The 13,856-nt window shown below is 70.7% G+C and carries 13 protein-coding genes; 5 read left to right on the forward strand and 8 right to left on the reverse strand.

Annotated features, from left to right (window positions below):
- Position 1: 1 nt before the first annotated feature.
- Together KBX46_RS20875 and KBX46_RS20880 are read right to left on the reverse strand one after the other, a co-directional pair.
- Positions 2-2,077, reverse strand: coding sequence for a hydantoinase/oxoprolinase family protein (locus KBX46_RS20875; RefSeq protein ID WP_247667900.1), 2,076 nt, complete (start codon positions 2,075-2,077; stop codon positions 2-4).
- Positions 2,078-2,086: 9 nt separating this feature from the next.
- Positions 2,087-3,286, reverse strand: coding sequence for a CaiB/BaiF CoA-transferase family protein (locus tag KBX46_RS20880; protein WP_088949051.1), 1,200 nt, complete (start codon positions 3,284-3,286; stop codon positions 2,087-2,089).
- 156 nt (positions 3,287-3,442) lie between these two features.
- Between KBX46_RS20880 and KBX46_RS20885 the strand changes: the two genes are divergently transcribed.
- Positions 3,443-4,180 (forward strand): GntR family transcriptional regulator, encoded by a 738-nt coding sequence (locus KBX46_RS20885; protein ID WP_141910118.1) that lies wholly within the window; start codon positions 3,443-3,445, stop codon positions 4,178-4,180.
- A 103-nt stretch (positions 4,181-4,283) separates the two neighbouring features.
- On the opposite strand, the gene KBX46_RS20890 is transcribed toward KBX46_RS20885, so the two are convergent.
- On the reverse strand, positions 4,284-4,937 hold the full coding sequence (locus KBX46_RS20890; protein ID WP_374225000.1) for a response regulator: 654 nt from the start codon (positions 4,935-4,937) through the stop codon (positions 4,284-4,286).
- Positions 4,934-6,094, reverse strand: a complete 1,161-nt coding sequence (locus KBX46_RS32595) for a histidine kinase (RefSeq protein WP_210793747.1) — start codon at positions 6,092-6,094, stop codon at positions 4,934-4,936. The genes KBX46_RS20890 and KBX46_RS32595 overlap by 4 nt, the downstream gene beginning before the upstream one ends.
- Before the next feature lie 130 nt (positions 6,095-6,224).
- On the opposite strand from KBX46_RS32595, the gene KBX46_RS32600 reads away from it, so the two are divergent.
- The 3 genes from KBX46_RS32600 (at position 6,225) to KBX46_RS20910 (ending at position 7,366) form a co-directional block, all read left to right on the forward strand.
- Positions 6,225-6,626 (forward strand): DUF6069 family protein, encoded by a 402-nt coding sequence (locus tag KBX46_RS32600; RefSeq protein ID WP_247667901.1) that lies wholly within the window; start codon positions 6,225-6,227, stop codon positions 6,624-6,626.
- The gene (locus KBX46_RS20905) at positions 6,623-7,099 is read left to right on the forward strand and encodes a hypothetical protein (protein ID WP_210793748.1); all 477 of its coding nucleotides are present in this window, start codon (positions 6,623-6,625) and stop codon (positions 7,097-7,099) included. The genes KBX46_RS32600 and KBX46_RS20905 overlap by 4 nt, the downstream gene beginning before the upstream one ends.
- A 93-nt stretch (positions 7,100-7,192) precedes the next feature.
- Positions 7,193-7,366: a hypothetical protein gene (locus KBX46_RS20910; protein ID WP_210793749.1), complete on the forward strand. Its 174-nt coding sequence runs from the start codon at positions 7,193-7,195 to the stop codon at positions 7,364-7,366.
- Positions 7,367-7,586: 220 nt separating this feature from the next.
- Here KBX46_RS20910 and KBX46_RS20915 read toward each other — a convergent pair whose 3' ends face one another.
- Positions 7,587-8,099 carry a hypothetical protein gene (locus KBX46_RS20915; protein ID WP_210793750.1) on the reverse strand — a complete coding sequence of 171 codons (513 nt, stop codon included), beginning with the start codon at positions 8,097-8,099 and terminating at the stop codon, positions 7,587-7,589.
- A gap of 353 nt (positions 8,100-8,452) precedes the next feature.
- Between KBX46_RS20915 and KBX46_RS20920 the strand changes: the two genes are divergently transcribed.
- Positions 8,453-9,226, forward strand: a complete 774-nt coding sequence (locus KBX46_RS20920; protein ID WP_210793751.1) for a hypothetical protein — start codon at positions 8,453-8,455, stop codon at positions 9,224-9,226.
- A 163-nt stretch (positions 9,227-9,389) separates the two neighbouring features.
- Here KBX46_RS20920 and KBX46_RS20925 read toward each other — a convergent pair whose 3' ends face one another.
- The 3 genes from KBX46_RS20925 to KBX46_RS20935 form a co-directional block, all read right to left on the reverse strand.
- Positions 9,390-10,124, reverse strand: a complete 735-nt coding sequence (locus tag KBX46_RS20925; RefSeq protein WP_210793752.1) for a dienelactone hydrolase family protein — start codon at positions 10,122-10,124, stop codon at positions 9,390-9,392.
- Between the two features lie 415 nt (positions 10,125-10,539).
- Positions 10,540-13,011 (reverse strand): FtsX-like permease family protein, encoded by a 2,472-nt coding sequence (locus KBX46_RS20930; protein ID WP_210793753.1) that lies wholly within the window; start codon positions 13,009-13,011, stop codon positions 10,540-10,542.
- Entirely contained in the window at positions 13,008-13,769 is a 762-nt protein-coding gene (locus KBX46_RS20935; protein WP_099855126.1) for an ABC transporter ATP-binding protein, read from the reverse strand. Before KBX46_RS20935 ends, KBX46_RS20930 begins: the two co-directional genes overlap by 4 nt.
- Positions 13,770-13,856 lie beyond the last annotated feature (87 nt).

The following is a 13,856-nucleotide window of genomic DNA, read 5'->3' on the forward strand; positions in this document are numbered from 1 at the left end:
GTCAGTTCTCCCGGTGGGTGTCGGCGGGGCGGATGAGGAGGCTGCCGCTCGGGTGCACCGCAGCCGTGTGCCCGGGCAGCACGAGGGTGGTGGAGTCCATCTCGGTGATGATCGCCGGACCAGGTACGACGTTGCCCGCTCGCAGCAGGGCCCGGTCGTAGATGCCGGCTTCCACTTCCGCGCCCTCGACCCAGATGCGGTGGTGGGCCCGCATCGCGGGGCTCGGGTCCGCGTCACCATGCTCCAGCTCGGGCGCGGCGACCTGGGGCCGGGGACCGTGAGCGGTGGCCCGGACGGTCACCAGCTCGTGTTCGGCATCGAGAACGAAGGAGAACAGCCGCTGGTGATCGGCGTCGAACGCCGACCGCAGGGCGGCCAGCCCACCGCCGGCCCCGTCGAAGGCGTCGATGTCGACTGCCACCGGGATCTCGAAACCCTGTCCGTGGTAGCGCAGGTCGGCGGAGTAGACGACGTGCTGCTCATCCTCGGGTACGCCCTGATCGCTGAGCGTGGAGCACGCCTTGTCCGCGAGTTCGGCGAGCACCCCGCGAAGGCTCTCGTCGGTCATCTCGTTGAAGCGGCGCACCAACGTCCGTACTGACTCGTCGCGCAGATTGGTCGTCGCGTCGCCGTAGGCGCACAGCACTCCCGGCGACGGCGGAATGATCACCGGCCAGGCCCCGGTCAGTCTGCCGAGAGCGTTGGCGTGCAACGGGCCGGCGCCACCGAAGGCCACCAGTGCGTAGTCGCGCGGGTCGAAGCCCTGCTGCACCGACACCAGCCGCAACGCCCCGAACATGTTCTCGTTGACGATGTCGATGATGCCCGCGGCGGCGGCCTCGACCGACTCCAAACCGGTGGCGTCGGCGATCGACTTCACCGCCGCTCGTGCCGCCGCACGGTCCAGCGTGATCTCGCCACCGGCCAGTTCGGTGGGCAGGTAGCCGAGCACCACGTTCGCGTCGGTCACCGTCGGTTGCTCACCGCCCGCCGCGTACGCGGCAGGACCGGGTGCGGCGCCGGCCGACTGCGGCCCTACCCGGAGCGCCTGGGTCAACGGCGGTACGTGGGCGATGGATCCGCCACCGGCACCCACGGTGCGTACGTCGACGGAGGTGGCGCGGACCTTGAGGTCCCCGACCGTGGTCTCCCGACCCACCCGCGGCGTGAGCCCCTGAACCAGGGCGACGTCGGTGGAGGTGCCGCCCATGTCGAAGGTCAGGAAGTCCGGGTAGCCGGCCTGCTCCGCCACCCAGGTCGCACCGGTAACCCCGCCGGCAGGGCCGGACAGCAGCAGGTTCACCGGGTTGTCCGCGGCGACGGCCGCGGAGACCAGACCACCGTCGCTGCGCAGAATGCACAGCCGGCCGTCCACCCCGGACTCGCGCAGCTGCGCCTCAAGGTTGGCCACGTAGCGCGCCACCTGCGGCTGCACGGCCGCGTTCGCGACGGTGGTGATGGTCCGCTCGTACTCGCGAAGCTCCGGCAACACCGAGGACGACAGCGACACAGGTACGCCCGGAAGCTCCTCTGCGGACAGCTCGGCCACCCGGCGCTCGTGTTGCGGGTTGGCGTAAGAGTTGATCAGGCTGACGCTCAACGCCTCGATGCCCTGCGCGCGGAGCTTGCGCAGCTTCGTACGGACGTCAGCCTCGTCGAGGTCGGTCACCACCGCGCCGTCGGCACCGATCCTGCCGACGACCTCCACGGTGTCCTCCAGCGCCGCCAGCGGCTCCGGCTTCGGCCAGATGATCCAGCCGGCCAGGCCACCTGGCACGAAGGAACGGGCGATCTGGAGCACCTGCCGGAAGCCGTCGGTGGTGACCAGCCCAACCCGGGCGCCCTTGCCCTCGAGGATCGCGTTCGTGGCGACCGTGGTGCCGTGGAACACCTCAGTGATGTCCGACATGGGCACGCCGGCGGCCTCGCAGGCCCGCTCGATGCCACGCAGCACCCCGATGGACTGGTCCTCGGGCGTGGAGGAGGTCTTGGCCCGGTAGGTCTCTCCGGTCGCCTCGTCGATCAGCAGGATGTCGGTGAACGTTCCCCCCACGTCCACACCGAGTCGGTAGGTCATGGTTCCTCCTCAGATGACGCCGGCAGAACGCAGCGACGCCATCGCGTCGTCGCCGAGCCCCAGCAGGTCGCGATAGATGTCCTCGTTGTGTTCACCGAGCTCGGGGCCGACGTGCCGGACCCGGCCCGGGCTGTCAGAGAGCTTGGGTACGACGTTGTGCATGGCGAACTCCCCGAGACCGGGGTGGGTCAGCCGGACGATCGCCTCCCGCGAGGCGAAGTGCGGGTCCTCGAGCATGTCCCGGGCCCTGAAGATGCGGCCCGCCGGAACGCCCTGGGCGTGCAGCCGTTCGAGCAGATCGTCGGCCGCCAGCGTCGAGCTCCATTCGGCGACCAGGCCGTCCAGCTGCTCCATCCACCGGCCCCGGGCGCCGTGGGTGGCGTACTTCTCGTCGGTGGCCAGCTCGACCCGTCCCATCGCCTCGGCGAGCCGGCGGAAGACCGTGTCCTGGTTCGCCGCGATCAGCACCATCTCGCCGTCGGCCGTCGGGTAGACGTTGCTCGGGGACACGTTCGGAAGGGTCGTTCCGGTCCGCTCCCGCTGGTAGCCGGCGATCTGGTACTCGGGGATGAGTGACTCCATCATCGCCAGCACGGCCTCGTAGATGGCCGAGTCCACCACCTGGCCTCGACCGGTGCGTCCGCGCTGGTGCAGCGCCACCAGGGTGCCCAGGCAGGCGAATGTTGCCGCCAGCGAATCTCCCAGAGAGACGCCGGCCCGGGCCGGAGGGCGATCGGGGTCGCCGGTCACGTACCGAATTCCGCCCATCGCCTCGCCGATCGATCCGTATCCGGCACGTGACGAGTACGGGCCCGTCTGCCCGAAGCCGGTCACCCGGGTGACGATCAGGCCGGGGTTGATCTCCCACAGCCGCTCCGGGGCCAAGCCCCAGCGCTCCAACGTGCCGGGCCGGAAGTTCTCGATCAACACGTCCGCCCGCGCGATGAGCTGGCGTACCAGATCCTGACCCTGCTCGGTCCGCAGGTTCGCGGTCACGGACTTCTTGTTCCGCGCCACCACCGGCCACCAGAGCGACTTGCCGTACGGCTTCTCGCGCCCCCACTGCCGCATGGGGTCGCCCTGACCCGGGTCCTCGACCTTGATCACCTCGGCGCCGAAGTCACCCAGGAGTTGACCGCAGAACGGCCCCGCCAGCAGCTGCCCGAGCTCGATCACCCGGATGTCGTCAAGCGGCAGTGGAGTGCTCATGAACCCCTCAATCAACGTCTCTTTGCATGCAATTCACAGGTCTGTGACTGTCGTTACAGCAGGTTGTGCTGGGAAAGTAGGCCCGTGCTCCTCCGGTGTCAATGCCCTGCGGGAAGATTGCATACAACCTGCCGTGTTGCTACGGTGCCGAGCATCATGAGCGACCACACGCCACCGCGGGAGGCCGACAACGGCCACGCCGCCGACGACGCCTATCGGCTGATCCGGGAACAGATCCTGTCCGGGCAACGGTCGGCCGGCGCGTGGCTCCGCGAGGGCGAGTTGGCCGAGTCGTTCGGGGTGAGTCGCACGCCCGTCCGGGAGGCGCTCAGACGGCTGACCGCGGAGGGACTGGTCCGTCACGAACGCAACCGTGGCGTGCAGGTCCAGGCGTGGAGCATCCACGATCTCGACGAAATCTTCAGCTTGCGGGCCGTGCTCGAGCCGTGGGGCTGCCGACTGGCGGCGACCACGGGCACCATCGACGTGGACGCGCTCGACGCGCTGGCCCACCGGATGGACGAGGTGGCGCCAGACGGGCGACCGACCGATGTGGACGAGCTCACCGAGCTGAACAACCGGTTCCACCGGATGATCCTTGAGGCGTCCGACAACAGCCGACTGGCCGGCGTTGTCTCATCGGTGATCCAGATGCCGCTCGTCTGGCGTACCTTCTCCCGCTACAGCCCGGACGCGCTGCGCCGTAGCCTGGCTCACCATCACGAACTGGTGGCGGCCCTGGCCGCGCCCGACCCCGACTGGGCGGAGTCGGTCATGCGCAGCCACGTACGCGCGGCATGGCATTCCATCCGGCTGCGAGACGGCGGCGACCGGGCGTCTGGCCCGGAACTGCCGGACCAGGTCAGCGCAACCGCAGGTCAACCGCCACTCTGATCATGGGGTCGGGTTCAGCGATCGCGCGAATGGGCCGGGACCAGACGCGGTTTCTGCTCACCATCGCGCCCGACCGCGTCCGCGCAATGGCCTGACCTCCTGCTCAAGCGAGCCGGCCGTCATGGGCGAGCAGGGCGATCTGGGTGCGGTTGTCGAGGTCCAGCTTGGTCAGGATGTGCGAGACGTGGGCCTTCACTGTGGTCACGTTCATCAGCAGCTCGGTCGCGATCTCGGCGTTGGAGCGTCCCTGCGCGATGGCCCGTACGACGTCACGTTCCCGGGGCGTGAGCAGGGCCAGCCGGCCACGCGCGTGCTCGTAGGACTCGGCGCCGGACGCGACCCGCTGCATGAGACGGCGCGTGACGCCCGGCGACAGCATCGGACTGCCGGCGGCGACGGCGCGGACGGCCTGGCTGATCTGCTCCGGCGGGGTGTCCTTGAGTAGGAAGCCGCTGGCCCCGGCCCGTAGCGCCCGCACCACATGCTCGTCGGTGTCGAACGTGGTGAGCACGATGATCTCTGGCGGCCGGGCGCGGCGGCGCAGGCGTTCGGTGGCGGTGATGCCGTTGACGCCGGGCATCCGGATGTCCATCAGCACCACGTCGGGCATGTGCCGGTCCACCGCGGTGATCGCCGCAGCACCGTCGGAGGCCTCGCCCACGACGACGATCCCGTCAGCGCCGTCCAGCATCATCGTCAGCATTCCCCGCACCAGAGGGTCGTCGTCGACGATGACGACCCGGACCAGGCCCGTCACCTCGACCACGGTAGCCATGCGGTGAGGTGGAACCGACCCGAGGCGTCGATGTGGTGGGTGACGCGGCCACCGGTGAGGGCGGCCCGTTCGGCGAGACCGATCAGGCCCGCGCCGTCGTGCCCGGTGGCACCGCTGTCGGGTGTGGTCGGGTTGCTCACCGTGATGCTCAGGCCGGAGTCGGGCGCCCCGCCGAGGGCGAGTCGGACCGGCTGCCCGGCGGCGTGCTTGCGGGCGTTGGTCAGCGCCTCCTGCGCGATCCGGTAGGCGGTACGGCCGACCGTCGGGGGGACCTCGACCGGTGGGCCGAGGGGTTCGTCGACCTCGATGTGCTGCCCGGCGGCCCGGGCCTCCTCGACCAGGCGCGGCAGATCGGCGAGGGTCTGCCCGGGTGGTGTGTCCCCCGGCGCCTCGGCGTCGTCACTGCGCAGCAGCGTGATGACCTCGCGCAGCTCGTCGAGGGCGTGGTGCGCGCTGGCGCGGATAACCCCGGCGGCGGCGCTGAGCCGCTCGGGTGGCGCGTCCGGCCGGTACTCCATCGCGCCGGCGGCCGCTGCCAGCAGCGACAGCCGGTGGGCCAGCACGTCGTGCATCTCCCGTGCGATCCGGCTGCGCTCGGCCGCCCGGGCCTCGACGACCCGGCGTTCCTGCTCCTGCTCCGCCCGCCAGGCCCGGTCGCGCAGTGCCGCCAGCAGGGCATGTCGAGCCTGCGCCCAGGTGCCCCAGCCGAGCAGGGCAGCGTACGCGGCCGTCATCAGCACCAGCCGCCACCCGTACGGCAGGCTGGGTATCGGCCGCCACACCGCCTGCACCGCCTCGCCCGCCACGCCGACCGCCGCCACCACCACGGCCTGCCGGAACGGCCGGTTGCGGGCGGTGAACAGCACCGCGAAGCTCGCCACCGGGGTGGCCACCGGCGACAGTGCCACCAGCAGGCCCGCCAGCACACCAGCGACCTCTGGGCGGCGGACGACCACCGGGACGAGGGCCAGGGCGGCCACCGCCAGCGCGACATCGGCGCGGACCAGGGCGGTCGGCCCGGAGCGGGTGGCGGACCACAGCACGGTCGCGATGAGCACGCCCATCGCCACGGTCGCCGCTCCCACCGGGACGGAACGCCACGTCCGCGGCGGGTCCACGTCGCACGTCGCCGCATCCACCAGCGCAGGCTAATGGGCTCGCGGAGGGCAGGGCCACCTCCTTTGGTAGTACGCGGCGTCGCCGACGGGTGTACGCGCCGCGGCGTCGGGACCGACGTGCCCGACCCGGGCCGGTCCACAGACTCGGGGCATGACGAACAACCTCTTCCTGCGCCGAGCCGCGGTGGCGGCCGGTGCGATCCTGGTGGCGGCGGCGGAGTTCGCGATCCTGCACTCGGCGGCCGGCGTCGACCTGGCGGCCGGCACCCCGGACGCGACCCGGCAGATCACGTTGGCCGCGGTCGTGGTGGCCGCCGCCGTCGCGGCACTGCTCGGCTGGGCGATACTCGCGGTGCTGGAACACCTCACCAACCGGGCGCGCGTCTGGTGGACCTTGATCGCGGTCGCGGTCCTGCTGCTGTCACTGCTGATCGGGCCGCCGAGCGGCGTCGGTGGGGGAGCGAAGGCGGCGCTCGCGCTGCTGCACCTGAGCGTCGGCGTCGTCCTCATCCTCGGCCTGCCCCGGCCGCGCCGGGAAGGGCTGAACCGATGACCGCGCTGACCGTACGCAAGCAGCACGGCGCCTTCGTCCTCGACTCCGGTGCCGGGCCGCGCGCCTGGCTGCGTACCACCGGCTGGACCTGGCGATGTGGCGAGATCCGAACCGACGCGGGCCTCTGGACGGTCGAGCCGACCGACCGCCGGCGCATCGGGGTCACAGCGCGGGCCGAGCACGGCGCTGCGGTGCGGCTCGACCCGAGCCGGTCACACGTGCCGGGGCCGGGCGGGGTGACGCGCTGGGCGCCCGGTCGCTGCGGCGGTGAGCTGGTCCGCGACGGGCATCGGCTCGCGGTGCGCCTCCCCGGCCGGGCGGGCGGGCCGATCCGCGTCGACGTCACCGGCGAGTGGGCCGAGCTGGATCTGGTGGCGCTCACCGCCTGCTTCGCGCTGCTGACCCGGCGGCGGCAGCGCACCCTGGTCATGATGGCGGTCATCAGCACCGCCGGTGGCGGCCCCACAGGTTGACACGAGTGTCCGGCCTCGCATGTCCGACGTTCGGCGGGGCGTGGCCCTTCGGTCCCACGAGCGGCAGCCCCGCATGTGACGGATACTCGCTGGATGACTGGACCGGACCTCGACCCCGAACAGTATCCGCCCATCGACCCGCGTGAACCCGCACCGGACGACGCCGGCGAGCTGCTGCCGGACACACCCGACGAACTGCCGCAGGCCCCTGTCGAACCGATGCCGGATGACGGCGGCGGCGACGGCGGTGTGCGCGAACCGGCATAGGCGGTGACAATCCGGGCCGTCCGAGCCCGGATTGTCAAACGGATCTCACACCGCCGGACCTGACCGCCCGCCTCCCCGTCCCAGCCGAGAAGCGGCGGGCTAGCAGCCGGAATTTCTCAGGCAGCCGTTCCGTCTCGATGGGGCCGTAGCCGAGGATCAGTCCACGAATCGGCGGTGACCGTCCAGGTGACGGTCACCGCCGATTGCGTGGTCGAACCGGTCAGGCGGCCGAGCAGGCGGTGTCCAGCTCCTTGATGGCGGCTTCCAGGGCCTTCTTGCTGGGCTTGGCGTCGGCGGACTTGTTGTACGCGTCGCTCAGGCCCATCATCTCGTTCTGAATTTTTTCGGAGGCGGCGGTGACTGCCTCGTTGGCACCCATCGCGTGCGCCAGGATCGCGACCGAGCCGGCGGCCCACTGGGCACTGACCGCGAAGTGCCCGGCTGGCGGGCCGATCTTTTCAGCCTTGGTGACCTTGGCTGCGTTGTCCTTGATGTCCTTCTTGATGTCGGCGCAGGCCTTCACTGTGGCAGCGTCGTTGGCGGCGGTGCTGGCCGCGGTGGTGGCCGCACCGCCGGTCGGGGCGGCGCTCGAGGCCGCCGGGGACGGCGAGGTTGCGGTGCCCTCAGATTCGGGCTGCGGATCGCAGCCGGACACTGCGATCGCCGCCGCAACGGCCAAGCCAGTCAGGACGAGTCGAGTTCGGTTCATCGATGTTTCCCCCATGATCTTCATGTTCGGCGGACGCTACCAGCCCCGGTCGAACGGGTGGGGTCAGTTATTGGGCCGACGAGCACCGAGCGCTGGGTCTGGAGCTGGATGCGAGGCGCGTCGTGACAGTGGGCGACGGGTGCCGGGCAGGCCCGGAGTCACCTGCTCCGGGCCTGGGTGCCGTCGCGGCCGGTCGGACCCCGGTCCACGATGGTCGACCGGACGCTTGCCGGCTCCTGGTGGGAATCCACTGCCGGCCGACCGAAGCCAACCCCCTCACATATAATGACGTTCATCGATACTGTGGGGGTTGATGCGGCGGTGTTCCTGCTGGCCCGGCCCCTGTGGTGGGGCACCAGCCGTCTTGGAGGATGACGATGCGCAGTTTTCTCGCAGTGTTCAGCGCCGCCCTGATTCTCGGTGCCGCCGTCGGCAGCGTTCCGGCCGGAGCATCGGGGGCCTCTCCGCCCTCGTGCCGCAGTGGCCTGCTCTTCTGTGAGGACTTCGAGCGACTGCCTCCCGGGGGGCCCAGCACGTTGAACTGGGGCGTCGACACCCGCCACGGCACGCTCACCGTCGAACGTGCCCGTCGTGGCAACCAGGTGCTGCACATCCACACTGTTGACAACGGACGCGCCTTCCTGCGCGTCGACGACTTCGCCGCGCCGGGCAACCGCTTCTACGGACGGATGCGCCTGCGCGTCGACGCCTTCCCCACGGCCCCGGACTGGGCGCACTTCACGCTGGTGGAAGCAACCGGCACCGGCAGCGCGGAGGTCGTCCGTCCGGTCGGTGGCCAGTACGCGCCCACGGTCCCCGGAACCTTCTGGGGGGTCGGCGCCGACGGCGGTCCGACCGGCGACTGGACCAACTGGCGGGAGTCCGCCCCGGTCGCTGAGGACACCTGGCAGTGCTTCGAGTGGGAGATGGACGCCGCGGACAACCGCGTCGCGGTGTGGATCGATGGCGTGGCGAACCCGGAGCTGACGGCCTCCACGAGTGACCACGGCGGCAACGATGTTCCCTTCGTCCTGCCGACTGTCGACACGGTGAAGATCGGCTGGCAGCTTTACCAGGGCGGCACGACACCGGGGGAGTTCGACCTCTGGATTGACGACATCGCCCTGTCGAGCAAGCGGCTCGGCTGCTGATCCGGAGCCCCGGGTGTCGTCACCGACCATCCGGATCTGCCGCCGATCGTTCGAGGCGCTGGTTCGAGGTGGGTGGTGAGCCTCTTTGCATCTGCAGCGAACGACAACGTTGCTGGGGCCAGCCCGCCGACTCGGGCAGCCTGACCCCAGAACAACTCAACGATCAGCTGGTGGGCAGGGTGTTGCCGAGCAGGAACAGCAGGCGGTCCCAGTGGCGTTGCAGCGCGGCCGGGTTGAATGCGTCGGTGTCGGACATGGTGAAGCCATGGATGGTGCCGGGATAGATCTCGGAGGTGTAGCTGACGCCCGAGGCATTCAGAATCTCGTTGAGCTCCTTGAGGGCCTCAGGGGTTATGTCGCCCTCGGCGTGACCGAAGTGGAGCTGGGCGGTGAGCTTGGAGAGGACGTCCGGGCCGTCGGCGCCTACGGGGGCGTGGAATCCGGCAACAGCAGCCACCTGGCCGGGGTGGGCCGCAGCGGTGCGTACCGCCATGAGGCCACCTATGCAGTAGCCGGTCACCGCGACCGGTCCGGTACTGACCTCGGGTTGGGTGGTGAGGAACCTGAGATAGGCGTCGGCGTCGCTCAGGGTCCGTTCGGCGGTGTGCGTTTCAATCATGGGCATGAGTTCGGCGAAAATCGCCGGCCGGGCTTCGTCTCCGATGTGTTCGGGAAGCTCGATCAGGGGTGCCGGTCCGTGTCGATAGAAGATGTTGGGGACGAGCACGTAGTATCCGTGCTCGGCCAGTTCACAGGCCATCTGCCGAAGCGCGGGCCGGATGCCGAAGCCGTCCGGGTACATCAGCACTGCTGGGCGTCGCCCGCCAGCGTCGGGGAGCGCGGCGAACGCGTCGGCCTGGCCGTCCGCAGTGGGGATGTGCAGCGTTTTGGTGGGCATGACTTCTCCTGTCGTCGTTGAGGTCTAGAGCCTTGGTCAACACGACGGAGGTGGAGCCCGCGCGGAAGTGCAGGAATCTCGATCCGTGAGCGGGCCGGTACCGGCCCGTACGGCGCTCAGAAGGGCACCGGGTCACCAACCTGTGCGTGGCGCGATGCCGTCCCGGTAGTCATGGCTGCACAACTTAGCTGATCGAATGAGGACGGATCCAGCCGCCGGTCCGTGCGTCCGCATCTGCCCTGATAGGGCGCAGCGTCAGTGAGGGCGGCTGGTCATGGCCGGTGTCGTGGGAGCAGGTCGGGTGCGCCTGGGGTTGACGGTCCCTGGACGGGCGCCGGCATCAGCCAGAGCCGACCGTGCTGCCCCAGCGACGTACGCGGAGGCGGCACGGTCGTCCATGTTCGAGCCGCGACGTCTACTCCTTCACACCGATGTTGTCGATCGGAGGAGCGCTGAGCAGCCGGCGGACGGGCCACACAGTGGTTGCCAACGCCAGCAGAGTGGTGCCGCCGAGCACCGCCACCCAACCGAGCGGCGGGACGTACGGGATCGGGCTGCCGGTCAGTCCGTTGACGATCGCGCTCAGGGTCAGCGCCGCGATCGTCGCGCCGATCAGCACCGCGCTGCCGAGGAGCCCGGCCTGTTCGGCCTGGACCATCCGTCGAATCTGACGGCGGGTGACCCCGACCAGTTGCAGCAACGCCAACTCGCGGCGGCGGGCCAGCGCGGCCATCACCATCGTGGTGGCCGCCGCCAGCGCCGCGTAGCCCACCATCACGCCGATCAGCAGCCGGTTCAGCCAGGCACCGAGCGCCAAATCGGTGCTGATCAGGCGCGTACGGGTTGCGGCGTCGAGAACCTCGGTGCCTGGTCGCCCAGCCGACCACGTGGCCAATGCGGTGTCGGCCTCCGGGCCGGCGCTGACCAGGATCTCGTCGTTGGTATTCCCGGCCGTGTGCCCGGCGACCGTCTCGGCGGCCAGCGTGACGTCGCCGAATCCGAGGCCACGGTCGTAGACCGCGATGACGTCCAACGTGACAGGGGTGCCGTCGCCCAGCCAGAGTTTCGCCTGATCGCCGACGTCCCAGCCGGACGAGGACGCCTGCGTCGCGGACAGGGCGACAGTGCCCGCGCGCAGGTCGGCCAGGTTGCCCTCGCGCACGGCGAGGTCCATCGTCGCCGTGATGCCCGCCGGGTCGACCGACTGCGCGCTGACCGGCTCGATTCCGTCGAGCGCCCGCACCACCACCTGCGTACGGTGCACACCGGTGGCCGCCTGCACCCCGGCCAATTCGCGGATCTCCCGCGCCGCGTCCGCCGGCAGCCCACCCGGGGCGACAAGCACCCGGTCGGCGAGGGTTCCCGCGCTGCTCTGCGTGGTGGTCTGCCGTTCCAGGTTGGTCTGCAGGAACCAGACCGAGCCGCCGAACCCCACGGACAGCACGAGGGCGGTCAGGACGGTCGCCATGCCCTGCGCGTTGGCCCGCAGATTGGCCGCAGCCAGATAGCCGCTGACCCTCCACATCCGCGGCAACAACGGTGTGAGCAGGCGTGCCGCGTACGCGTTGATCCTCGGTGCGAGCAGCGCCACCGCGATGACGAACAGGTACAGCATGCCGACCGCGCCGGCCAGTGCCCCGGTCGACCCGGCGGCACCGAGCGTGAACGCCCCGGAGGTGCCGGCCGCCACCAGCGTCAGCACGCCGGCGATCAGCCGCACCCGGCCGCTACGACGAGGCTCGACAGCGATCTCGCCGAGTGCCTCGATCGGCTTGATCCCGGTCACCCGGCGTGCGGCGACCAACGCGGCGAGCACCGCCACGAGGACCGCCGTACCGATCGCGGCCGGCACCGCGAACAGGCCGCCGACCATCGGGAAGCTTTCCGGCACGAACCCCCGCCCGACCAGCTCGCCGTGCACCCAGCGGGCCGCCAGCAGGCCGGCCGGGCCGCCGATCGCAGAGCCGATCAGGGCGAGCAGCGCGGCCTCGGCGATCAGCATGCGGCGCACCTGCCCCGGCGTGGCCGCAACCGCGCGCAGTAACGCCAGGTCACGTCGACGGTGCCGGACGGACAGCCCGATGGTGCCGGCCACCACGAAGACGATCAGCAGGACGACGTACCCCCCGAAGGCCGATCCGGCGCTGACCAGCAACGTCTGGGCGGCCTGGTTCTCCGACTGCTCGACGTTCCCACGGTCTTTCCCGCCGTACGTCGTGGCGCCGGCCGCCGATGCGATCTCGCGTACGGCGCCGACGTCGGCGCCGGGCACCATCCGCACGCCGATCGCATCCACCCGGCCCGGGTGGGCGGACAACCGGGCGGCCTGCGCGTCGGTGAAGAACACCGCCGCCGAACCGGTCTCGGCGGTTCCGCTCACCCGGTACGACCGGCCGACCCCGCCGACGACCAGGTCGATGCGGTCGCCCGGCGCCACGCCGAGACGGGTGTCGACCAGCACTTCGTCGTCGGCCCGTGGCGCGGCACCCGCGGCGATCGGACGACCGGTGAAGGCGTACGTGTCCCAGCCGTGTCCCACTGCAGCGGGTGAGCCGATCAGCACCCCTTCGTCGCCGGTGACGGCCGCGACGCCCGGCACCTGGCGGATCCGGTCCACCAGCGCCGCGTCCACCGTGCCGCCCTCGGGCAGCATGACGGTGCTCGTGGTGGTTTCGCCGTCGAACTCCCTGAACGTGTGGCTGACCGTGCGGTTGGCGACGACCACGTCGGCCGCGGCCCAGAGCCGTGGCTCCGGGCGGAACCGCAGCCCGGACTCGACGAGGGTGCCCATCGCTACCAGGATCAGCACGCCGACGATCAGGGCCAGCAGGGTCGCGGCGGCGGGGCCGGCCCGGTGCCGCAGGAGGCGGGCGGCGAGCCCGATCATCGGAGGACCCGCCGATCCAGCGATGCCAGGTGCTCGGCGATACGGGCGGCTCCGAGCTGCGGAAGGTCGGCGACGATCGCACCGTCGGCCAACACGAGCACGCGGTCCGCGTACGACGCGGCGATCGGATCGTGGGTCACCATCACCACCGTCAGCCCGTGTTCGTCCACGACTGCGCGAAGCAGCGTCAGCACCTCCGCCGCGGTCCGCGAGTCGAGCGCGCCGGTGGGCTCGTCACAGAAGATCACCTCGGGGCGGGTGGCCAGCGCCCGGGCGATCGCCACCCGCTGCTGCTGGCCACCGGAGAGTGCGGCCGGCCGGTGGTGCAGTCGGTCGGCGAGGCCGACCCGCTCGACCACCTGGGTCAGCCAGGCCCGGTCCGGACGGACGCCGGCCAGGCGCAGGGGCAGCACGATGTTCTCCTCGACGGTGAGCGCGCCGATCAGGTTGAAAGCCTGGAAGACAAACCCGATCCGGGTACGACGCAGCTCGGTCAGGCGGGTCTCGGACAGCCCTGACAGCTCGGTGCCGCCGATGACCACCCGACCGGAGGTGGGCCGGTCGAGCCCGGCCGCCGTCTGCAGCAGCGTGCTCTTGCCGGAGCCCGAGGGCCCCATCACCGCGGTGAAGGTGCCCCTGTCGAAGCCGACATCGATGCCCGCAAGCGCAGTCACCTGGTTACGGCCGGCGCCGTACACGCGGGTGAGTTGTTCGACGCGTACCGCCGGTTCGATTGTCTGTCCCGGATAGTCCGGCATTCTGGTGGCCTCTTTCCGTGTCATCGGCAAGAACTGCGCGCACCAGAAACGCTATTGACGTGCGAGAACGGCGACCATCCCGCGGGC

Source organism: Micromonospora sp. C81, assembly GCF_018070425.1.
Lineage (GTDB): Bacteria > Actinomycetota > Actinomycetes > Mycobacteriales > Micromonosporaceae > Micromonospora > Micromonospora zamorensis.